20 protein-coding genes are annotated in these 22078 nt (G+C 42.6%); 16 read left to right on the plus strand and 4 right to left on the minus strand.

The window, feature by feature from the left end:
* Nucleotides 1-32 precede the first annotated feature (32 nt).
* The 8 genes from licT (at nt 33) to BN1546_RS19370 (ending at nt 8530) form a co-directional block, all read left to right on the plus strand.
* On the plus strand, nt 33-857 hold the full coding sequence (gene licT / locus BN1546_RS19335) for a BglG family transcription antiterminator LicT (protein WP_090738608.1): 825 nt from the start codon (nt 33-35) through the stop codon (nt 855-857).
* Between the two features lie 115 nt (nt 858-972).
* Nucleotides 973-2889, plus strand: coding sequence for a beta-glucoside-specific PTS transporter subunit IIABC (locus BN1546_RS19340; protein WP_090738609.1), 1917 nt, complete (start codon nt 973-975; stop codon nt 2887-2889).
* A 28-nt stretch (nt 2890-2917) separates the two neighbouring features.
* A complete protein-coding gene (locus BN1546_RS19345) occupies nt 2918-4375 on the plus strand; it encodes a glycoside hydrolase family 1 protein (protein WP_040103193.1) in 1458 nt (485 codons plus the stop codon).
* 226 nt (nt 4376-4601) lie between these two features.
* Nucleotides 4602-5438: a methyl-accepting chemotaxis protein gene (locus BN1546_RS19350; RefSeq protein ID WP_090738610.1), complete on the plus strand. Its 837-nt coding sequence runs from the start codon at nt 4602-4604 to the stop codon at nt 5436-5438.
* A gap of 113 nt (nt 5439-5551) precedes the next feature.
* Entirely contained in the window at nt 5552-5902 is a 351-nt protein-coding gene (locus tag BN1546_RS19355; protein ID WP_090738611.1) for a hypothetical protein, read from the plus strand.
* Between the two features lie 86 nt (nt 5903-5988).
* Nucleotides 5989-6795, plus strand: a complete 807-nt coding sequence (locus tag BN1546_RS19360) for an alpha/beta fold hydrolase (protein WP_090738612.1) — start codon at nt 5989-5991, stop codon at nt 6793-6795.
* Between the two features lie 24 nt (nt 6796-6819).
* Complete coding sequence (locus BN1546_RS19365) at nt 6820-7803, plus strand: sensor domain-containing diguanylate cyclase (RefSeq protein WP_090738613.1); 984 nt, start codon at nt 6820-6822, stop codon at nt 7801-7803.
* A gap of 280 nt (nt 7804-8083) precedes the next feature.
* Nucleotides 8084-8530, plus strand: a complete 447-nt coding sequence (locus BN1546_RS19370; protein ID WP_016324608.1) for a DinB family protein — start codon at nt 8084-8086, stop codon at nt 8528-8530.
* A 12-nt stretch (nt 8531-8542) separates the two neighbouring features.
* Here BN1546_RS19370 and BN1546_RS19375 read toward each other — a convergent pair whose 3' ends face one another.
* Entirely contained in the window at nt 8543-9586 is a 1044-nt protein-coding gene (locus BN1546_RS19375) for an IS1595 family transposase (protein ID WP_090738614.1), read from the minus strand.
* A 125-nt stretch (nt 9587-9711) separates the two neighbouring features.
* Between BN1546_RS19375 and BN1546_RS19380 the strand changes: the two genes are divergently transcribed.
* Together BN1546_RS19380 and BN1546_RS19385 are read left to right on the plus strand one after the other, a co-directional pair.
* Entirely contained in the window at nt 9712-10107 is a 396-nt protein-coding gene (locus BN1546_RS19380; protein WP_090738615.1) for a hypothetical protein, read from the plus strand.
* A gap of 130 nt (nt 10108-10237) precedes the next feature.
* Nucleotides 10238-11194: a helix-turn-helix domain-containing protein gene (locus BN1546_RS19385; protein WP_090738616.1), complete on the plus strand. Its 957-nt coding sequence runs from the start codon at nt 10238-10240 to the stop codon at nt 11192-11194.
* A gap of 88 nt (nt 11195-11282) precedes the next feature.
* Here the strand turns inward: BN1546_RS19385 and BN1546_RS19390 are convergent, their stop codons facing one another.
* On the minus strand, nt 11283-12872 hold the full coding sequence (locus BN1546_RS19390) for an S-layer homology domain-containing protein (protein WP_090738617.1): 1590 nt from the start codon (nt 12870-12872) through the stop codon (nt 11283-11285).
* A 297-nt stretch (nt 12873-13169) separates the two neighbouring features.
* Nucleotides 13170-14930 carry a methyl-accepting chemotaxis protein gene (locus tag BN1546_RS19395; RefSeq protein WP_090738618.1) on the minus strand — a complete coding sequence of 587 codons (1761 nt, stop codon included), beginning with the start codon at nt 14928-14930 and terminating at the stop codon, nt 13170-13172.
* Nucleotides 14931-15290: 360 nt separating this feature from the next.
* Between BN1546_RS19395 and BN1546_RS19405 the strand changes: the two genes are divergently transcribed.
* The 5 genes from BN1546_RS19405 to BN1546_RS19420 all read left to right on the plus strand — a co-directional run bounded on the left by BN1546_RS19405 (nt 15291) and on the right by BN1546_RS19420 (nt 17925).
* The gene (locus BN1546_RS19405) at nt 15291-16493 is read left to right on the plus strand and encodes an MFS transporter (protein WP_090738620.1); all 1203 of its coding nucleotides are present in this window, start codon (nt 15291-15293) and stop codon (nt 16491-16493) included.
* Between the two features lie 115 nt (nt 16494-16608).
* A complete protein-coding gene (locus BN1546_RS27400; protein ID WP_158453334.1) occupies nt 16609-16752 on the plus strand; it encodes a hypothetical protein in 144 nt (47 codons plus the stop codon).
* Entirely contained in the window at nt 16730-17080 is a 351-nt protein-coding gene (locus tag BN1546_RS19410; RefSeq protein WP_013372355.1) for a CbrC family protein, read from the plus strand. The genes BN1546_RS27400 and BN1546_RS19410 overlap by 23 nt, the downstream gene beginning before the upstream one ends.
* Before the next feature lie 94 nt (nt 17081-17174).
* Nucleotides 17175-17501, plus strand: coding sequence for a hypothetical protein (locus tag BN1546_RS19415; RefSeq protein ID WP_013372354.1), 327 nt, complete (start codon nt 17175-17177; stop codon nt 17499-17501).
* Between the two features lie 16 nt (nt 17502-17517).
* Nucleotides 17518-17925 carry a hypothetical protein gene (locus BN1546_RS19420; protein WP_235329918.1) on the plus strand — a complete coding sequence of 136 codons (408 nt, stop codon included), beginning with the start codon at nt 17518-17520 and terminating at the stop codon, nt 17923-17925.
* 128 nt (nt 17926-18053) lie between these two features.
* Here BN1546_RS19420 and BN1546_RS19425 read toward each other — a convergent pair whose 3' ends face one another.
* On the minus strand, nt 18054-19058 hold the full coding sequence (locus BN1546_RS19425; RefSeq protein WP_090738621.1) for a hypothetical protein: 1005 nt from the start codon (nt 19056-19058) through the stop codon (nt 18054-18056).
* Nucleotides 19059-19318: 260 nt separating this feature from the next.
* On the opposite strand from BN1546_RS19425, the gene BN1546_RS19430 reads away from it, so the two are divergent.
* Nucleotides 19319-22069: an alpha-L-rhamnosidase gene (locus BN1546_RS19430; RefSeq protein WP_090738622.1), complete on the plus strand. Its 2751-nt coding sequence runs from the start codon at nt 19319-19321 to the stop codon at nt 22067-22069.
* Nucleotides 22070-22078: the final 9 nt, after the last annotated feature.

The raw sequence follows: 22078 nt of genomic DNA on the forward strand, positions 1-22078 counted from the left end.
TTAAATTATTACGGGATCAGGGGGCAGCCAGAATGATCATAACAAAGATATTTAATAATAACGCCATAATAGCCAAAGATTCAAAAAGGCATGAATTTGTTGTTATGGGTCGTGGAATTGCATTCAAAAAGAATGCAGGAGAACAAGTAGAAGAGCATTTAATTGAAAAGGTGTTTGTACTTAAACAAAAAGATGCTTCAGAAAAATTTAAATTATTGTTAGAGGATGTCCCTACAGAATATGTTTCGTTATGCTATGACATCATTGAATATGGAAAAAGCATATTGGAAGCACAACTGAGTGACTATGTATATGTTTCGCTTACAGATCACATGAACAATGCATTTAAAATGTTTGATGAAGGATTTAAAAATGCGAACCCGCTCATCTGGGAAATTAAAAAATTTTATCCTAAAGAATTTGGAGTTGGCTTAAAAGCACTGGAGTTTATTGAAGACGAAACAGGTAAACGATTGTCTGAAGATGAGGCAGGTAACATAGCTCTTCATTTAATCAATGCTCAAGTCAACAGCTCCTACCATAAAATAGCTGATGTTGCTCAACAAACTCAAAAAATACAGGATATCTTAAATATTATTAAATATTCTTACAATATTACGCTAGACGAACACTCGACCAGCTATGAACGATTTATTACACATTTAAGGTTTTTCTTTCAGCGGTTAATTCAAAAAGAAAAATTAGCACTGGAAGATGATTTTCTATTAAGGCAAGTGAAAGCAAAGTACAAAAAAGCTTACAGCTGTATGCTGAAGATTGAGAAATACTTGGACACGGTATTATCAGATGAAGAAAAACTGTATATAACGATTCATATTCAGCGCGTAACTCAATGACCAATTGAATAACTCCTTGGATTGTTACTGGTAATGCAGGCGAAACCAACCTAGATCGAATTTGATCTATTTTGGTTTCGCCTTTTTTATAAATACAAATAAAGGGGCAGTTACAATGAAGTATGAGACATTAGCAAAAGACATCATCAGAAATGTCGGCGGCAAAGAAAATGTAAATAGTCTAACTCATTGTATTACACGCTTGCGCTTCAAACTAAAGGATGAAAGTAAGGCCGATACAGAGGTTCTGAAAAATATGGATGGTGTGGTCACTGTGGTAAAAAGCGGCGGACAATACCAAGTGGTGATCGGTAATCATGTGCCTGAGGTTTATGCGGATGTTGCCACGATAGGTGGTTTCCAGGCAGGTGATTCAGAAGAAGCATCAGGTGAAAAAGTGAGTTTGTTCAATAGGTTTATTGATACCATTTCAGGTGTATTTACACCCACGCTTGGCGTCTTGAGTGCTACGGGTATGATTAAGGGCTTCACGGCCTTGTTTGTAGCTTTAGGCTGGCTGACCGTAACCTCAGGTACCTATCAAATTCTCAATGCTTTAGGAGATTGCTTGTTCTACTTCTTCCCAGTTTTCCTGGGGTATACGTCGGCCAAAAAGTTCAATGCCAACATTTTTATAGGTATGGCGATCGGGGCGTCACTTGTTTATCCAACCTTTAGCACGATAACAGCCTCGGGTAAACCGCTGTACACTTTATTTAGCGGCACTATATTTGAGTCACCGGTATATATCACCTTCTTAGGTATTCCGGTCATTCTGATGAGCTATGCATCAACTGTGCTTCCGATTATTGTATCCACCTATGTCGGCTCAAAAATAGAAAATTTCTTTAAAAAGGTCATCCCTAGCGTAGTAAGAACTTTTTTGGTTCCGTTTTTCACCTTGTTAGTTATTGTTCCCTTAGCTCTGATTGTGATTGGACCGCTTTCGACTTGGGCGGGTCAACTGCTTGGCGCAGCAACGCTCTTTGTGTATAACTTAAGCCCAATTATAGAAGGTATCATCATGGGTGCTTTCTGGCAGGTATTTGTTATTTTTGGACTGCACTGGGGTCTTGTTCCTATCGCTATGAACAACTTGGCGGTGCTCAAATTCGATCCGATCCTTGCTGCGACGCTGGGAGCTTCCTTTGCTCAAACAGGTGTTGTGCTGGCGATTTTGTTCAAAACCAAAAATGTAAAGCTGAGATCCCTTTCCATTCCAGCTATCATCTCCGGGATCTTTGGTGTAACAGAACCAGCGATTTACGGGATTACATTACCACGTAAGAAACCGTTTATTTTAAGCTGTATAGCGTCTGCGGTAGGCGGCGGTATTATAGGCATGATGGGAACGAAAGGCTATATCATTGGCGGCTTGGGCATTTTCGCGATTCCGAGCTATATCAGTCCATCAGGAATAGACAGCGGATTTTATGGGGCTGTTATCGGTATCCTGGTAAGTTTCGTATTAGGCTTCTTGCTTATGTTCTTTGGCGGATTCAGAGATGATGAGGTGAAAGAAACGAAAAAAGAAGCGAGTACAACAGGGGCAGCAAAAGGAGGGGAAGTATTAGTAAGGCAGGAGACGGTGATCAGTCCGTTAATGGGTGACGTAAAGCCTTTATCTGAGGTAACTGATGAAGCCTTTTCCACAGGTGCTTTGGGTAAAGGGATTGCCATTGAGCCTTCCGAAGGCAAGGTTGTTTCACCTGTAGATGGTGTATTAACATCCTTATTTTCGTCAGGTCATGCCATCGGAATTACCAGTGATCAAGGCGTGGAGATCCTCATCCATGTAGGCAAGGATACGGTCAAATTAAAAGGTAAACATTTTTATCCCAAAGTAAAACAAGGGGAAGCCGTCAAAAAAGGGCAATTGCTCATGGAGTTTGATATGGAGGCGATCAAAGAGGCAGGTTACGTTCTGACTACCCCTGTGATCGTTGCCAACACTGCTAGTTACTTGGATGTCATTGAAACGGAGAAAAAGACGATTGGTTATAAAGAGGATTTATTGACGGTCATGGTCTAAGCTACCAATATTTTAGGAGGAAAGAACAATGAACAATAATATAACCAAGAAGTTTCCGCAAGGATTTTTATGGGGAGGGGCCACGGCTGCTAACCAATTTGAGGGTGGGTATAATGTGGATGGTAAGGGACTAAGCACTGCTGATGTCATAACAGCCGGGACGCATACTGTTTCCCGAAGAATTACGCCTGTGTTGGAAGAAGGCATGAACTATCCAAGTCACGAGGCGATTGATTTCTACCATCATTATAAAGAGGATATCCGATTATTTGCTGAAATGGGTTTCAAGGTCTTTAGAATGTCGATTGCTTGGTCCAGAATATTTCCTAACGGAGATGATACAGAGCCGAATGAGCAAGGCTTGCAGTTCTATGATCGTGTGTTCGCAGAATTGAAAAAGTACAACATTGAGCCTTTGGTTACAATCTCACATTATGAAGCACCGTTCCATTTAGCCCAAAAATATAATGGCTGGTCAGACCGCAGAGTCGTCGATTTTTATGTAAGATATTGTGAAGTGCTTTTTAACAGATACAAAGATGTCGTAAAATACTGGCTCACCTTTAATGAAATCAATATCTTAACCTTATCTTTCGGAGCGTTCATGGCCGGAGCGATGATGCCAGAGGGAAATGGAGAGCTTGCCCATGCTACAGTGAAGGATGAGCAGGTATTGTATCAAGCTTTGCATCATCAATTTGTAGCCAGCGCAAAGGCGGTAAAGCTAGGACATGAGATTAATAAGGATTTTAAAATTGGCTGTATGATTGCTTATATGTGTTCATATCCACTTACCTGTAACCCTGATGATGTTTTGCTGGCTCAACAAAAGGATAATTTGAGTAATTTCCTATGCTCAGATGTTCAAGTAAGAGGTGCTTATCCGGGATATGCTAAACGATATTTTAAAGAACATAATATCCAAATTACGATGCAGGACAATGATGAGGATGTCTTAAAAGAAGGTTGCGTAGATTTTTATACCTTCAGTTATTATTCATCTACTTGTGTCAGTGCAGACCCCAATCAGGAGAAGGTGGGTGGCAATTTATCCATGGGATTAAAGAATCCCTACTTAAAAGCAAGCGCCTGGGACTGGCAAATCGATCCACAGGGATTGAGATGGTCCCTCAATAACATTTATAACCGATATGAAATTCCGTTAATGGTTGTGGAGAATGGTCTGGGTGCCGTGGATACCGTGGAAGAAGATGGCTCCATTCAGGATGATTATCGAATTGATTATTTGAAGCAACACATTGAGCAAATGAAAGAAGCCATTGCTGATGGAGTAGATTTAATAGGTTATACGCCTTGGGGATGTATTGATCTGGTAAGTGCGGGAACCGGTGAAATGAAAAAACGCTATGGATTCATATACGTCGATAAGGATAATGAAGGTAAAGGGACACTTGCCAGATCCAGAAAGAAGAGCTTCTATTGGTATAAGAGCGTGATCGAAACCAATGGAGAACAGCTGGATTAATGCTTCGTGTGTGTCTTCAAAAAGTTGTACAGTCAGCGCGTGCCTATTCCATAGGTATGCGCTGTTTGGATTTAAAAACGACTCCCCTTCAGGAAACTACGGTAAATGTATACAGATTAGGGGCTCAACCTAGCCAATAGTATGTTAATTCACTAAACACATGGGATGAAAATGTCGAAATAGAGGGTAGGATGGATAACAAAATATAAGGAAGTGGATACATATTATGAATCAAGTAGAAGCTGTTTTGACTGCCATGCCGTATATCAGAGAAGCTGCACGACAAGATGTTTTAATTTCCGTAATGGATAGAGAAAAATTTCTATTCTTTCAGTCGGGTAAAAGTTTAGTCTATGACTTCAAGGCAGGCGACCCTCTTCCTGATGTACACAAGAACTTCAAAATGCTAGTAGGCGGAGAAAAGACCAGAGTGCGTTATGATGCCGAAGTTTTTGGGTTTGCTGCTGATTCTTACTTTCATCCGATAAAGAATGAACAGAATGAGATCGAGGCAGTAATGTGCATCACCTATAGTACGGATAATCAAGATCAACTGAAGAAGTTGATGAGTCAAGCAGAGGATGTTACAAGCAAGCTAGTTGAAGGGATTCAGCATGTGGCGGCCCATTCGGAGGAGCTTAGTGCGACGGCCGAGGACATTTTAAGCAATACGAAAAAGGCGGTTGAGGATTCTGGTAATGTGACTGAGGTGGCAGGCTACATCAAGGAAATTTCAGAGCAGACAAACTTGCTTGGATTAAATGCAGCCATTGAAGCTGCTCGGGTGGGTGAGGCAGGAGCAGGGTTTGGAGTTGTCGCTGCAGAAATCCGCAAGATGTCTACGGGCACTAAGGAAGCAACTGGACGAATCGAGCAATCCTTGCAAGCTGTCAGACAATCCGTTTATAACATGGAACAAGAGATTACGCAGATTACGGTATCTTCCCAAGAGCAGGCCAAGCTTGTGTCGGAGTTTATGAATATTATCGATCAATTAAATGAAACTAACCAAGGTTTGAGAGGTTTAATAGAGAAAATCACGAATGATGTTGATGCAAAATAAAGATTGAAAAAAAGTCTCGGTCTGTGAATTGTGCATTCCGTCATGGAAATGTAGATCACAGGGGCGAGACTTTTTTTAAGTTTATAGATGAATAACTTGGAGTGGATACATGTATGAATTTGAATGGGTTGAATGAACAGAGTTACACAGAACTAGAGGATTATTGGATGCGTGTATTTCTAAATGTAGTACAAGATCAGGATAAGGAGAACTGGGTGATTCCTTATTACAACACATCTTTTTCTAATGGTCAGAAATTCATGGATATGAACCCCATTTTTTCGGCTAAATCAAAATTAAGTCATAAATCCATCAGAATCATTCAAGAAACGGTTCATGAAGAGGATGACGTACACTATTGGTTAGATACGAATGGGAAAAATGAATTAGTTATTATTTGTTCCTTATCACAGCAACATGTGCACAAGGTAAAAGGGATCATTAAACGCTGGATTTATGAATGAGATCCATTATCCATAATCAGATCTTTTCCGATATAATAGGGAAGAGAAGCCATAGAACAGATCCTACCTCAGAGAGGTGATTTACAATGACCGTTGATATTCTCCTACGTAATAATGTAAAAGTGCTGGGCACAGGTAGCCAGACGATTGTGTTTGCTCACGGCTTTGGATGCGACCAGGATATGTGGCGTTATATCGTCCCTAGCTTTATCGACAGCTACCAAATCGTCTTATTTGATTACGTTGGTTCCGGAGATTCTCAAATAAAATACTATGATTCCAAAAAATACAGTGACTTGCAAGGGTATGCCCAAGATGTGCTGGATATTATGGAAGCGTTAGACTTACGAAATACCATATTCGTCGGACACTCCGTTAGCAGCATGATCGGAATGCTCGCCTCCATCCGCAGCCCTCAATATTTTGAACGCATTGTCATGCTCGGTCCTTCTCCACGCTATGTGAATGACCTGCCTTCTTATTATGGAGGCTTCGATAAGAGTGATATTGATGAATTACTGGATATGATGCAAATGAACTTTATTGGCTGGGCTAGTTACATGGCACCCATTGCTATGCAGAATCCCGAGCGAGGGAACTTAACCGAAGAATTGGAAAAAGCATTTTGTTCAAGAGATCCTCATATAGCACGGCAATTCGCAGAGGTTACATTTTTTTCAGATTGCCGTGTCGATCTTCAGCATGCTTCGGTTCCTACGCTTATTCTCCAGTGCTCAGACGATAGTATTGCTCCGATTGAGGTAGGGGATTATTTGCATACCCATCTTAGAAATAGCAGACTTCAGCAGATGAGAGCAAAGGGGCATTATCCTCATTTAAGCCAACCAGGAGAAACGAGCGATTTAATCAAAGAATATTTAGCCAGTGTGTAATATCGAATGAAAGGCAGTCATACAATGGATATTCAATTAGATAAAGCTCCCTGTGGATACTTTTCAATTTCGGACGCTGGGATCATTCAATCGGTAAATCAAACTTTATTGGACATGCTTCTTTATGAACACGATCAATTGCTTGGACGGCCGATTGAAACGACAATGTCTGTTACGAACAAGCTATTTTTTCATACTTATTTTTATCCCTATATCCAGTTGTACGGGCGTGTCGATGAGATGTACTTTTCGTTTCGGACAAGTGATCGACAGGATGTGCCTATACTTCTAAACGGGGTTCGCCAGGAACGAAACGGAGAAGCTGTTATTGATTGTGTAGTGCTAATGATGCGTAAGCGAATTGAACATGAAAAAGATATACTACAGACCAAAACCAAGCTTCAGGAATTATATCAGGCGACGAATGAAGCAAACCAGAAGCTTGAACGGTTGCACGCAGAATATGAAATCAAACAGCAGGAATTGGTGCGAATCAATCTCCAGCTAGAAACGATGGCGTCAACCGACCCGTTAACTGGGCTAAAGAATAGAAGATATTTTCAAGATCAATTACTAATCAGCCTAGCCTCTTTTCAAGAGACTGGAATACCTTTTTCGCTGCTGCTCATTGATATTGATCATTTCAAAAGCATTAACGACACTTATGGTCATCCGGTGGGCGACCTGGTGCTCACTCATCTGGCAGAATTACTACAATCCATTTCACGGAAAATGGACATTGTCGCTCGTTACGGTGGCGAGGAATTTGTAATTATCCTTCCCGGCAACGATCAACAGGAAGCTATTCGTACAGCCGAAAGATACCGCTCCATGACGGCTTCAAGGGATTGGGGAGAATACAGCATTACTGTGAGTATTGGTGTGGCAACGGTCACGCAAGCGGATACGGAACAATCGATCGTTCATCAAGCAGATTTGGCTCTGTATGCCTCTAAGAGTGGTGGGAGAAACCGGGTTACACATTCAGCAAGTCTTGTAAAGAAATAGATAGAGGCTTATTAATAAAGGGAATTAAGAGCCGACGCGCCTTAGAGCTAATTAGCCTAGCCTGCCTCTTACGGTGGGCTTTTTATTATAAAGGCTATGTTAAATTCTAATGTTGATATTTGACCATAAGAAAACCGCCTCAGTTGAAAGGCGGTTCATTAAGCTATCGTACCCGTTTGTTTAAGAATTACCCATGAAAAAAACCTTAGCGTAATAACCAATTGTTGACCCACAATATTAGTGTTGGTACAATCTATAAAAACAAATTGGAGGAAATACCATGGAAGCCATCTTACAACATCTTAATTTTAGGATTACCGATGTTCCATCCAGAATCCATACTTATTCTGAACTCGATTTTTCTATTCGGACCCGACCAAACAGTTGGTCAAAAAAGGAAATACTAGGGCATCTGTGTGACTCCGCACTTACTAATTTACAAATATTTGTGCGTTCTCAATATGAATCTCAACCTTACTCAGTGTTAAAATACGCCCAGAATCATTGGGTGGAACTCATGAATTACCAAAACCTAAGTATTGATCATATTTTGGCTCTTTGGGTTATATTGAATAAGCAAGTGGCTGTAGTCATTGCAAACATTCCTGAAGACAAGTTGCTGTATTTATGCGACATTGGTGAAGAAAAACTTGTTACGTTAGAGTGGCTTATAAAAGACTATGTTGAGCACTTGGAACACCATCTCGAACAAATTTTTAGTACATAACTGCCAGTTAGCTTAACAAGAATAAGCAGAAATCCGAAGTTTGGTATTCGTGTCGGTTACAGTAAACAAGCACGATTTGACCAACATATTTTTCTTATTCGATGCGGTATTCTCATATTCCTTGCTGTCTAGGTATTGAAACCAAACCAAATAATGTTGCAAATATTTAGTTGCAACACCATTAAAGTGATCCATCCATTTCTTCAAGCAGCTGTGGTAGCTGTTTACGTTTTGGATATAGTATACGCCTTTCACACGCTGTTTTCCGTCGGACTTGAATCGATAATGAGCCAAGCCTTTTGAATTCGCATAGGAACTGAATGCCCTCCACGAATCAGTGCATAGCACGTTTGAGTCGGAGAGATAACGGCCAATTGCTTCGTCCAATTCTGTAGTTCGAATACGTCCACGCCCAAGCACACCAGAGTAGGTCATTTTCTGACGGTCACGAGCAACCAGTACGCACACTTGATCGTGGCTTATACCACGATAATTAGCTTTACCTCCACGTTTACGTGGCTTGCGTTCGGTGATGTTACGTCTACCTTTTTCAGAGAACAAGAAATAAGTCTCGTCCATTTCAACAATATCTTGAAACGCATCGGTTGGAATCTGCTTTAAGGCAGAGAGAATCTTATGCCGCCAAAACAAGGTGACATGCGTGACTTCATCGTTTAACTGCTCTGCACATTTTCTCAGAGAAAAGCCCTCAATCATGCATTCAATATAACGAACCCAAATATGAGGTCTTCTCGTGCGTTGAAGAGGGGTGTTTGTAAGGTCATTGAACGTTTGGCGACAGGAATTACAACGGTAACGTTGACGTTTAACCTCTCCAGTGCGTGTTTTTACAGCGTACTTTCCAAATCGCTCGAGAGAATGATTTTTACAATGCGGACAAACAAGCCCATCTTTGTGCTTCTGCTCTTGAATTTCATCAATTGCCCGTATTTGATTAGCAATCCCCGTCGTTCGAGTCTGCAAAAAGTAAACAAGTTCTCGTTTTTCGCTATCGTTTAAGGCATTAGCAAGCTTTTTCAGTTCCTTTAAATCCATAGGTAAGCCATCTCCGAATAGTGATATTGCCTATATTATAGAACGTTTGTTCGTTGCTATCAAATATCAACAACAAAGTTTAACAAAGCCATTATAAATAGAATGAGTGATGTGGAGGGTTAAACATGGGGGAAGCGTACAAGCTGGATTGTGATAGCTGTGTTTTTACTAAGAACATATTTGTGGGATTCGGTTTTTCATATATGAGTTTGGAATCCATTGCTTCGTTTGTACAGGATACTGTCCTTAAACGACGTATTGGGGAATTCATAGGCAACCCTTCGACGAGAAATGATGCTTATGACGCGTTATATGTATGTCCGGTCTGTCAGGCCATCCGCAATGAACTGTTTATTGAGATGATATCGGACTCATCACAGTATAAAATTTCTTATGCTTGTCCTAGATGCGCGAGTGTTATGGAGCAGGAACACATTGAAAACAATGTGCCTGCTCATTTGAGTTGCCCAGCATGTGAAAAGGGGAAATTGAAAGCAACGTTTTATATGGATTGGGATTAATAGATTCCCCGAATATCACTACAGCATACTCCAATAAGTCTGGTCAAACCATTCAAATTCAGCTAATATTAATGATAACGATTCTCATTTGAATCATCAAAATGAATGAAAACCTTTGAGGTGGATGCTTGTGAATTCAAATTCGTTATCATTAATATATCAGCATTATTTAGAAAAAACTCCGTTTAGAAAACAAAACGAGCATACCTATATGATGTTACCAGAAGCGGGTAACGGACATATTTACCGAGTTACAACTTACAGCGGAATCGAGATTGTGTATTCGCACATTCAATATCACGAGCCTTACCCGACGAACTTTGCTTCCAGAGGACAAATGATTGAACTTCAATTTGCGCTTTCGGGGCAACGTCATGTGAATATAGCTGGTCTGGACTATACACTCCCGTCGGGGCGGGGGGCTCTTATTTTTTTACAGGATTTCAAAGCACGCTTCCATCCTCCGGTTAACGAACAATACCAATCATTTGCACTTGGCATTCCTGTTTCGTTGTTTAATTATGCGGCTTCACAGTTGGCGGCTCGTCGACAGGTAGCTATTGAATTTAATCAAATTCTGAAGGGGGCTGCATTCCATCACTTTGGTTTTGAACTGGATCACAGAAATATAGTGATGATTGAACATTTGATCAAAGACTTGAAAAGTGTGCATAGATCGCCTTTATTAATGGAAGCAGCAGCACTAGAGATTTTAAATCGACTTCAATTATTTGATTTAACCCCCATGCCTGAAGGGTTATCTAAAGAAGATGTCAGAAAGTTGCATATGGCTCGGCAAATCCTTGAATCCAGCATGATTGATCCTCCTTCACTGATCGCATTATCCAAAAAAGTAGGATTAAACGATTTTAAATTAAAAAAAGGATTCAAAGCATGTTTTGGAACGACTGTATTTGAATATTTGCGCCAAATTCGTCTCGATTATGCGATGAAGCTGCTTCGAAGCCAGGAGAGCAATGTAACAGAAGCTGCGATGGCTGTAGGGTACAGCAATGTGAGTGCATTTTCAGAGCAATTTTTCCGGGAATACGGAGTGAAACCATCATCCTTGAAGAAAGTATTTTAAAATTTCTTTTTTGACCATTCTAAAAATATCAAGTAAACAAAAAGCTGGAACCCTGTTATAGAAAGGATGCCAGCTTTTTATTTGGTGCTTATTTCACGAAAGTTTCTGTACCCTCTGAATTGATGGTTGAAGTATGGGTACGAGACGCTTCTTCAATATTTTTGAATGCCCAGTAATCTACTGGTACATCCTTCCAAGTAGCCTGAATTGTTCCTTCCAGGGGTCCTCGCTTTAAGATAGTGTTCAAAATGGTAACAGTCTCTACTCGTGTTATATATTTATTGGGTTGGAAGCTGTTGTCGTTATAACCGGTAATCCATCCTGCATTAGCTAGCGCTACAATGGAATCTCTTGCCCAATGCTTTTCGATATCGGTATAGGGAGACGCTGCGGTTTGTGTACCTTTAAGCTGCTTCCAGGATGCGAGTATTGCTGCCATTTCTGCACGGGTAATGGGTTGCTCTGGCCGAAATGTTCCATCTGCATATCCATTCATGAGGTGCTGTGTCGTAAGCGCTATAATCGAATCCTTTGCCCAATACATGTTAGGTACATCTTTGTATGTCGTTGAGCCTTCTTTTGTCTCCAGCTTCATAATTCTAGCCATCATCGCGGCGGTTTCAGCTCGTGTAATGGACTGGTCCGGTCGGAATGTACCATCCTGATAACCCGTTATATATTTTTCATGCGCAACCTCGGATTGCTCTACGGGCATGATTTCCGGAGTCGGTACATCCGTTGTTGAAACCGATGGTGATGAAGATGTGGTTGTTTCACTGGAAAAAGATGAATCACTGCTATCCGCGTTATCCTTCTTATCTTTTTTATTGCTACTGCTGCTGTCGTTACCAGTAGTAGCACCGGTTCCGCTCGTACTTCCAGTACCACCAGTGCCTGCATCTCCGTTTACAACCTGTATATACGCTTCAGAGGTACTCGGCGCGAATCGAACATCTCCACTGTATATAGCAGTAATCGGGTGGCTTCCCACACTTAAGTTGCTTGTAGTGTAGTACGCATTGGCATAACCATTCGAAATGCCCACTGGCTCCATCGTCAGCGTACCTAATATATTCGTGCCGTCCATAAGGATGACCGTTCCGGTTAAATCGCCCGAAGTTTGTGGGTTCGAAGTTGTCCTCACGCTAAACCTTACTTCTTGGCCGTGACTAGACGGATTCGGCGAACTCAGTACTGTAGTTACTGTAGGTCTCAGTGAAGGTGTAGTCGTAGGTGCATTTACGACCTGAACGTAAGGCTCAGATGTACTGGGGGCAAATCGAGCATCCCCACTATATATAGCAGTAATCGGATGACTTCCCACACTTAAATCGCTTGTGGTGTAGGTCGCAGTGGCATATCCATTCGCAATGCCATTTGGCCTCATCGTCAGCGTATCTAATATATCCGTACCGTCCATAAGGATAACCGAGCCGGTTAAATCTTTCGTAATTTGTGGGGTTGAGATGGTTTTGATGCTAAACGTTACGGATTGACCTTGTTTAGAAGGATTTGTCCAACTCGTTACCGTGGTTTCAGTAGCATACACAGCATCCGTTACACTAGGTGCTGGTGAGGAGGTTGCATACACAGTACTCTCGGAAAAACCCCATGTCCAGGTTCCAAATAAGACGATAACAGCAAGATAAGTTAAACAAAAAGACTTGAATTTACTCATAAACTTCCTCCATAAATTTCCGGTGTCACGATGAGCTTACTAAGATTCTCCATGATGACTAACCTACGAATATGATTTTCTTACACTACTGAATTACTATACTAAATGCCTCTGAACCAATTCTGAACCAAATCAACAAAAACCGTGCCCAATTCACATCGCTAGAAGGGGATCATGATTTGCAAGCCTTTTCAGTAATTCCTCAGAACAATGCAAAAAGGGTCAACCAGAAAGAACCGGTTGACCTCATAATATGAAGAACAGTTTAGCGCGATGTTTTGGAAAGACTTATTTCCGTTAGTATTTAAATTTGACCGTTAGATCTTGTAACTTTTGTGACATATCCGACAAGGTCGTTGCCAGGCTGGTGATCTGCTGCATCGAAGCCAGCTGCTCTTCTGCAGACGCTGCAATATTCTGCGAGTTGTCCGCTGCTTGGAGTGCCAGACTTGATACGTTCTCTCCGCTTGCCGAAATCTCCTGGACACTTGCGGTTATTTGCTCCGTGATGCTCGCGAGCTCTTCCGTTTGCTGTGCGATATGATTGGTGGACGCTACAATTTTATTAAACTGCTGCTCCGTCTCATTGACAATTTTAATGCCGGAGTCTACATCCTGTTTTACGCGTTCCATGGTCTTAAGCGAATGCTCCATATCTTTGCGCATATTCTGAATCAACTCGGAAATCTGCCCGGAAGACTGGTTCGATTGTTCGGCCAGCTTTCTTACCTCTGAAGCAACTACGGAGAAACCGCGGCCTTCTTCGCCTGCACGGGCAGCCTCAATCGAAGCATTTAAGGCAAGCAGATTGGTCTGCTGTGCGATATCCGTAATGGCATGTAGCATCGTGTCGATCTGTTGAGTGCGTTCATCCAGCATTCTCATAACCGCATCGGTTTCATTGACGGAATGGTTAATCAAGTCCATTTGCTTCACCGTATGTTGTACAGCAGTACCGCCAAGGCTCGCCATTTCCATCGCGTCTGCAGACGATTCAGCAATAGTCAAGGAGCTATCCGTGATCCGCTGCATGCCTATTGAAATTTCTTCAAGCGAGCTGGTTGTCTTCTGGAGCATCAGTTGCTGCTCCTTCGCACCGGCCGCCGATTCCTGAATCGCAATGGTGATATGCTCGGTTGCCTGTCCAGTGTGCTCTGCTCCAAGGGTCAATTCTTTCGAGGAAGCTGCTACCTGCTTTGTGGACAGATTTACTTCACCGATCAAATATCTAATATTTTTAATCATATGATTGAAATCCTGTGCAAGCTCGCCAACCTCATCTTTTGAATTCATTTTGACTTCTTCGACCGTTAAATCACCGTCCGCAACTGCGTTAAGCCGCTTTGCAATCATGATAATAGGCTTCGTAAAACGTCCCGAAACAAAGCTTACGATAATTGCTCCCAGAATAACTGCAATAGTCGTAATAATCAGGACAATATAAAGGACCTTGGTCGCCCCGCTGTTAAATTCGTTAAAATATGCTCCAGAACCGATGATCCATCCCCAATAAGGATCCCTTTCAACGTACGAAATTTTCGTCTCCACTTGATCTGTACCAGGTAAAGCCCATTTATAAGTGACGAATCCCCCGCCGTTTGTACCGGCTTCTACAAACTCTTTTCCCACATGCACACCGTCTTCCGATACGGCATTTATTAAATCCTGGCCTTCATTTGAAGGGTTCATCACTGAAACGGCATCTTGGTTGACTGCCCACGGATAACCTGTTTTACCTACAGTATATTTAATCTTTACCGGTCTTTTGTTATTAGCATCTTTTACACCGAGCAGCTCGATGCGCAGTTTTTCCTGTGCTTCTTCCAATGTTAAATTACCGGCTTCGACTTGCCCATTGAGGAAACTAATCATACCAATTACCATTTGCACACTATTCTTAAGTGCTACTTTGCCTGATTCATTCATTTCATTCTTGGAAACAACATAAGAACTGATTCCAATCACGAATGTGGGTACGATTAAAATAATCAAGCACATTATGGTTAACTTCGTTCTTAACGATCTTACCTTCATGATTGATCCTATTTTTGTTTTCACTGAGATTTCCCCCTTAGACATCGATATACAGACTCAACCCACAGCTACGCTAATTACTAAAGGCAAAAGACTGTACATCATATATCGTAATAACATGTCAGGAAATGAAGTCCTTCCATCCAGTCAGCAATGAAGAGACCAATGTAGTTCATTTCACAACGAAAGAGCGACTCTATAATTAACGACGCCCATTGGGCCATAGAATGCAGGCCATTTTTTACTGTCTGAAGACTGGCTGCTTTTTTATACGCAAAATTAAATCCGTTTAACCGCAAATTTATCCGTCTATAGGCAGTAGCGTTTTGGTATGCTCCGTATACTTCTGCATAGAGAGAATCTTTAACAGAGGAGTGTGCGAGGATGAATAGAATAAAAGGGAGCATCTTTTTCAGTGTATTTGTGGCTATGCTAGGGCTCATGCTCATTGCTCCAATTATGCCGCCCCTTATTCGTGAATTAGGCTTAAGAGAAAGCCATTCCGGATTAATTATATCGCTTGGTTCTATAACGATGGCCTTAATGGCTCCAGTATGGGGAAATCTGAGTGATGCAAAGGGACGCAAGCCGGTGATTCTGCTTGGTTTCATAGGGATGTGTGTAAGCTGTCTGTTGTTTACACTTACTCTTTTTGCAGGATTAAATGGTTGGCTTAGTGGGGGGCTGCTGTTAGTCCTGCTGATTGTTACACGCGGCTTAATTGGCGGCTTTATCCCGGCGGTGTTGTCATCGTCTCAAGCTTATATGGGGGATGTAACGGAAGGAGAAGAGCGTGGAAGTGGTATGGCTATTATTAGTGCGGCGAATGGGCTTGGGCTGGTATTTGGCCCCGCGATTGCAGGTGCTTTTACTTTAATAGGGCTGTTATGGCCCTTATATTTTGGAATTGTCATTGCCGCTGTTGCATTCGTGGTGTCTCTGCTGGCGATTCCGGCGGCCCAGCCCGTTATTCAGCAAAAACCCGCTCGAATTAACCCCCTCCAGCCAGGTCTAAGAATGTATTTGTTTGCAGGATTGGTTACGATGATAAGTATTGTGACTATTCAGGTTATAGGTGGTTTTTATTTTCAAGATCAGTTAGGTCTTACATCCGAAGAAACAGCAAGAGTCGTGTCCTTTGGACTTATGTTCTCCGGGGCAGCGATGCTGATTGTGCAGATCATCCAGATGAAATGGCTTAAATGGAAGCCTAAACCGATGATTTTGCTTGGTTCTCTATTCCTAATTGCTGGAATGGCATTATTTCTGATTTCAGCCAGCTTGGCCGTTTACTATGCAGCATTCTTTATGTTTGGCATAGGCACAGGCTTACTGATGCCCGGTTTTATGGCAGGTGCTTCGCTTTCGGTCAGTCAAGAGCAGCAAGGTGGAGCAGCGGGGCTGGTAGCTGCGGTACAGGGAATTTCCGCGATCATTGCTCCTATTTTGACGACCACCTTGTATCGAGTGGACAAATATATTCCCTTTACGCTTATAGCAGTCTTGGTAGCTGTTATGGCTGTTATTATGTTGGTAGTGAGAAAAAGAAACGGGAATAGTGAGCGTGTGCCTCAGAAGGCAAAATAAATAAAAGAGTGGTTAGATGAATCCATAGGCTTCCGGGGTATACTCACCGGAAGCCTATATCTATTATAATAAATTATAAGAAATTTCAGGAAAATCAGAAGGAAGTGAGGGGCTTATGGAAATCCAGCAAAAATGGGTGGCACTAAACAAAAGATATAGTTTGTACGCACCCAGTCCCGAGGCTGTACAAGCCATGTACCAATTGAAGGAAGAGCTTGAGGGCTTAGAAAGCGAGCATGCTACAGGGAACATTTCATGACCCTGCTTGCTGTGCACAACTGGAGGAACCAAAACTGGATGAGTTACTGCATCGGACTCCCGGTTATGAGGCATGGCAGACCGCCGCGTGGCTGGATCACTGTGATGACTACTGTGTTTTTATAGATTTTGTGGGCTGGAAGGAGCTTGTCAGTAGAGGGATAGAAAATGATGTCAACCTGATGTTTATGCCTATTTTGGCTTTGTATAATGAAAAAGAGGCTAAGAGTCGAATACGGGAAAGCATGGAACGTGACGGATCGTTTCGGGGTTATTTATTTCAGTGCAGGCATTGCAAGGAATACCTCTTATATGCGGACTATGACTGAATCCAAGTGAATTTCCTGAGGTGAATGAGAAGGTGAAACCCAATTTAGGGGTGGTTCTAATTAAGGAGAAGTTCATAAAATTGGAGGAATGCAGATGGGGTGGGAGTATGGAATTAAGGTCGCAGATGTTAAGGATATTAAAGCGCTAATGGAACGCTTAGCTGAAGCATTGCCTAGGATTGAGGGATATCGGATGCAAAGGGATGAAGATGGCTTTGTTCTGCTTCAGAATAATTCTGATTGGCCTGAAGCGCTTCAGATTTCAGTGGAAGAGGCAAGAAATATTGAAGGGTTAGAAGATGATGAACCTTATATCTATTGTCTATTTCATATCGGCGGCGGAGATGCGATGAGGTTAAGGGAAGGAATGTGTAGGGCACTGGAAGAAGAGAAATGCGCTGCGGATTGGTTCGAGTTGTAGCCGAAGAAAGGAGTAGATGAAATTGAGTAAGAAGGACAAAAAAGAGATTCAGACACTAATCTATCGCTATAGTGGTCCAAGAGCCAATATTGGATATACTTTTGAACCGCTACGCTATGGTGATACAGATGAGCCAAAGCTGGAGGAGATGATCTTCATCTACGCAGATGACTTTGATATCGTGCTGTCTGTGTTAAAGTCCAAATATCCACTTGTCGATCCTGACACGGGGGAAACGTATGAGGCTTTTGATGCCTGCTGGGATAATCCGATTCAGGCGTCGGTATGGCATGAAATATTAACAGAATTGGATGCTTGGCCTGCCAAGGAGCCAGAATTACGCATATTTATCGATTCCTTTACAGCATGGGTCAGAGCGCATTTGAAGCAAGCAGATGGTATTATCGTGACCGGAAATCTGTAGAGGAAGGCAATGCACTGCAATCCGTATTTTCGCTGCCCCTCGCTTCGAGGGGCAACTGGAAAGCGAGCTGCTGGGTCAAATGCCTCGTTCTTTACATTGCATGCGACAGGCTCCTTATGGTAACTGGATTATTGACGTTGCTTCCGAATCCTGAGTAACTTTTGCTCCAATTTGGTATCACCCATAAATTTGCTGACAGATACAGCAAGCTGATATTGAATGGTCCCCATATTGTTAGCGGCAGGTTGAAGAACCCCTTTTATCGTTTGCCATAACGAAGTAGCCTGTCGGCTTTTTGCTCCAAAATGCATGATGATGTGGATACAGGCTGTAATTATATTGCGGCCAAGTCCGTACAGGAACCATTCTTTTTCCTTCGTAATAAGCGGAATGATGGTTGCCATCGTTTCCCAAGCTTCATCCCATCGTCCTGTTTCAATGAGCTTTTCTGCCAAGCTGGATGCAGTAGAACAGTAGTTACTAGGATTTTCTTCTATTTTCTCCATTTCGGCCAGCTTTTTGAGAGCTTCAATTTCGCCTTCTGCATGGTTGCGCCATCTCTCATGATAAACGAGTGTCCGCAAATTTTCTTTGTCCCAATCCGTCTGCTCTCTGATCCACATATCAATAAATAATGATAGGTATACATCTTCCCCGAGTTCACTCGCGATATTGATGCAATCTTCAAGATCAGCTGTATCTTTGCTGAACAAATATGTTTCCAAAATCAACTCAGGATCAAACCCGGCGTATGTATCGAAATTGGCTTTCTTGGCCTGCTGGAACAAAACTTGGTCCTGCTCACGCTCATATTTTTGCAGTAAAAAAACGGCGTAGTATAGAGCATCGCCAATCCCCTGAAAACTGTTCGTTTCCCTATCTATAATCTCATTAACGAGCAGCCTTCTCACAATCGGTTCGTAATGCGGGGAATCTCGATCCTCACGATTATACATAGCCAAAAGCACCTTCAAGCGATTGATATAATTGGCATCACTTTTTCCATATTCCTCACTGTGTTGCTCCAAATAGTCAACCTTCGAAAAATCGGCGTGATCACTTATTAGACTCTGCAGCATTTCATCATAGGGTGCCATCATCTGATCCAGCAGCTTTTTGTAGTTCGTTTCCATTACTGTAATTCTCCTTTCACTGATCGGCTTAATACTACAATCCATATGTACAAAAAACAAGAGTTTACCTTTTGAGTACTGCGCTGTCGTGCGTACATATTTTTCTAATAAACCCATTTTAAGATTCGATATGAGGGATGGACATTCAACACCTGTAAATCAAGCATACAACATGCAGGGATACAACATTGCGCACAACTAATGGAAGCGTTTTAATTTGAATATAGAAACACAAAAGAAGATCTCAGGGAGGATATAAGATGCTAAAAGTGAAAGCGCTTAGATGTGAACATGTAAACAATCCGATTGGACTGGGTTGTCTAAAGCCTCGATTAAGTTGGCAAATTGAATCTGACAACATATATGTTTTCCAAAAACGCTTCCAATTACAGGTATCCATAAATCCTGTTTTTGAACCGCTGCTCTGGAATCATTTTTCCTATTCGGAACAATCCATTCTGTTTCCCTATGAAGGTCCTCCACTCGAATCAGGACAAAGATATTATTACCGGGTAAAAGTATGGGCTCAGGGAGCGGGTGACACCGAACCGGAGGAATCGGAATGGAGTGAGATTGGCTTTTGGGAAATGGGGCTGCTCCATGAGCAGGACTGGAAGGCACAATGGATTACAGTGAAGGAGCGAAGCATTCATGAAAAGTTTCAGACAAGAGCCCCTTTTGCCGCTTCCAAGTGTTTTTTGGTTGAGGGAAAAGTGAAAAAAGCAGTCATTTATGCCACAAGCCTTGGTCTGTATGAGCTGGATCTCAATGGACAAAGAGTAGGCGATGCCTACTTTACCCCGGGATGGACAGATTATAACGATCGTGTTCAGGTGCAAGCCTATGATGTGACTTCTACCGTTCGAGAACAACATAACCGCATCACAGCAACGGTGGGAGAAGGCTGGTACAGCGGCTATCTAGGCTGGCAAAAGCGCAAGGATACCTACGGGAACACGAATGCTTTGCTATTTCAAATGAAGATTAGCTATGAAGATGGCCGTTCAGAACTCATTTGCTCTGATTCTTCCTGGGAGGAAACGAGCTGTGCCATTTTGATGTCAGATATTTATAACGGCGAAATCTATGATGCTCGACTGGAGCAGCAGGCAGCCGAACATCGCTTCTTGAACGAACGGAAAATGATGCAGGTCGTCCCGTTTCCGTTAAGTCATCTGGTTGCTCAGGAGAACGAACCTGTCCGTGTAATGAACCGATTAAAGCCTGTTGAACTGATTCGGACTCCTAAAGGCGAACTAGTACTTAACTTGGGTCAAAATATGGTAGGCTGGCTGGAATTTAAAGTGGAAGCCCCCGAAGGTACGGTTCTGAATCTGGTTCATGGTGAAGTGCTGGATCAGCAAGGGAATTTTTACCGAGATAATATGCGTGATGCAGCGCAGCAGATTACGTACATTTGCAGCGGCAAGGGGACGGAGATATTTAGGCCGCATTTCACTTTTCAAGGCTTCCAGTATGTGAAGCTTGAGGGCTTTCCGGCTGGCGTAGCCATTGAAGATTTTACAGGCGTTGTTTTGCATTCAGACATGGCGACAATTGGCTTGTTCGAGACATCCGATCCAAAGCTGAACCAACTCCAGCACAATATTGTATGGGGACAAAAGGGGAACTTCCTGGATGTGCCGACCGATTGCCCGCAACGTGATGAGCGATTAGGCTGGACCGGCGATGCACAGATTTTTGCCAGAACGGCCAGCTTCAATATGAATAGTGCTTCCTTCTTTCGAAAGTGGCTGAAAGATTTGGCTTACAACCAGCTGGAGAATGGGGCTGTGCCTTTTGTCGTGCCGGATGTCCTCAAAGGAACCTTTGCAGACAATATGGACCAAACGACAGCCGCATGGGGAGATGCAGCAGTTATATGTCCGTGGACGATCTATCAATGTTATGGGGATAAGCAAATTCTAGCTCAGCAGTATGACAGTATGAAAGCATGGGTCGATTATATTCGTGCCCAGGGGACCGAGGAACATCTGTGGGATAGCGGTTTGCAGCTGGGAGACTGGCTGGCGCTGGATAGCGAGGAAGGAAGCTATTTTGGAGCGACCGATGGAACGCTGGTAGCGACTGCATACTTTGCGTATTCGACTCATATCTTGGCGCAGACCGCCAAACTGCTGAATCGCTATACCGATTACAACACTTATCAAAGCTTGCATGAGGGGATTAGAAGCGCTTTTGCGAACCGTTATTTTGATGACGCTGGCAAACTGACTTCTAATACCCAGACTGCACAGGTTGTGGCTTTGCACTTCGGATTGGTACCAGAAAAATATAAAAAGCAAGTGGTTCAGGAGCTCGTACGGCTGATAGAAAAAAATGATATGCATCTGGATACTGGCTTTGTAGGCACACCCTATCTATGCCTGGTTTTATCCGACAATGGCTATACAGATATAGCTTATAAAATTTTATTTCAGAAAGATTATCCTTCTTGGCTCTATCAGGTTGAACGGGGAGCAACGACCATGTGGGAGCATTGGGACAGTATCAAAGTGGACGGCTCGTTCTGGAGCACCGATATGAACTCGTTCAATCACTATTCGTACGGTTCAGTTGGAGACTTTATGTACCAAAATATTGCCGGAATCGATGTGCTTGAAGCGGGCTACAAAAAGTCACGGTTAGCACCCAAACCGCCTGTTAATCTTACTTCGGCCCATGGCAAGCTGGAGACACCTTATGGTGAGGTTGCTGTCCATTGGGAAATCGTGAATGAAGAAATGCGGATGACGGTTCACGTAGCACATAATACGACAGCTGAGATTACGCTTCCGGGCGTTCTAGAGCCAGAAGCATTACAACAGACCATTACTACGCAATACCCGTCGATTCAGTATCCGCCTGGTAATGTGCCACAAGAGCTGGCCGGGAAATCAGGTTCTCCCGGAGAACAGGCGATTTTCCAACTGAGTGGAGATCATGAATTGACGTTTACCGTCGGATCTGGACAGTATACGTTCCAGTACAAATACAACCAGAAGCTATAACATAGACTA

The organism is Paenibacillus sp. Mc5Re-14 (genome assembly GCF_001049835.1).
GTDB classification, from domain to species: Bacteria; Bacillota; Bacilli; order Paenibacillales; family Paenibacillaceae; genus Paenibacillus; species Paenibacillus polymyxa_C.

Excerpts from the sequence above, each read along its gene's own strand:
- licT (WP_090738608.1), top strand. The coding sequence starts at position 33 with ATGATCATAACAAAGATATTTAATAATAACGCCATAATAGCCAAAGAT.
- BN1546_RS19340 (WP_090738609.1), top strand. The coding sequence starts at position 973 with ATGAAGTATGAGACATTAGCAAAAGACATCATCAGAAATGTCGGCGGC.
- BN1546_RS19345 (WP_040103193.1), top strand. The coding sequence starts at position 2,918 with ATGAACAATAATATAACCAAGAAGTTTCCGCAAGGATTTTTATGGGGA.
- BN1546_RS19350 (WP_090738610.1), top strand. The coding sequence starts at position 4,602 with ATGAATCAAGTAGAAGCTGTTTTGACTGCCATGCCGTATATCAGAGAA.
- BN1546_RS19355 (WP_090738611.1), top strand. The coding sequence starts at position 5,552 with ATGAATTTGAATGGGTTGAATGAACAGAGTTACACAGAACTAGAGGAT.
- BN1546_RS19360 (WP_090738612.1), top strand. The coding sequence starts at position 5,989 with ATGACCGTTGATATTCTCCTACGTAATAATGTAAAAGTGCTGGGCACA.
- BN1546_RS19365 (WP_090738613.1), top strand. The coding sequence starts at position 6,820 with ATGGATATTCAATTAGATAAAGCTCCCTGTGGATACTTTTCAATTTCG.
- BN1546_RS19370 (WP_016324608.1), top strand. The coding sequence starts at position 8,084 with ATGGAAGCCATCTTACAACATCTTAATTTTAGGATTACCGATGTTCCA.
- BN1546_RS19375 (WP_090738614.1), bottom strand. The coding sequence starts at position 9,586 with ATGGATTTAAAGGAACTGAAAAAGCTTGCTAATGCCTTAAACGATAGC.
- BN1546_RS19380 (WP_090738615.1), top strand. The coding sequence starts at position 9,712 with ATGGGGGAAGCGTACAAGCTGGATTGTGATAGCTGTGTTTTTACTAAG.
- BN1546_RS19390 (WP_090738617.1), bottom strand. The coding sequence starts at position 12,872 with ATGAGTAAATTCAAGTCTTTTTGTTTAACTTATCTTGCTGTTATCGTC.
- BN1546_RS19405 (WP_090738620.1), top strand. The coding sequence starts at position 15,291 with ATGAATAGAATAAAAGGGAGCATCTTTTTCAGTGTATTTGTGGCTATG.
- BN1546_RS27400 (WP_158453334.1), top strand. The coding sequence starts at position 16,609 with ATGGAAATCCAGCAAAAATGGGTGGCACTAAACAAAAGATATAGTTTG.
- BN1546_RS19410 (WP_013372355.1), top strand. The coding sequence starts at position 16,730 with ATGCTACAGGGAACATTTCATGACCCTGCTTGCTGTGCACAACTGGAG.
- BN1546_RS19415 (WP_013372354.1), top strand. The coding sequence starts at position 17,175 with ATGGGGTGGGAGTATGGAATTAAGGTCGCAGATGTTAAGGATATTAAA.
- BN1546_RS19420 (WP_235329918.1), top strand. The coding sequence starts at position 17,518 with ATGAAATTGAGTAAGAAGGACAAAAAAGAGATTCAGACACTAATCTAT.
- BN1546_RS19425 (WP_090738621.1), bottom strand. The coding sequence starts at position 19,058 with ATGGAAACGAACTACAAAAAGCTGCTGGATCAGATGATGGCACCCTAT.
- BN1546_RS19430 (WP_090738622.1), top strand. The coding sequence starts at position 19,319 with ATGCTAAAAGTGAAAGCGCTTAGATGTGAACATGTAAACAATCCGATT.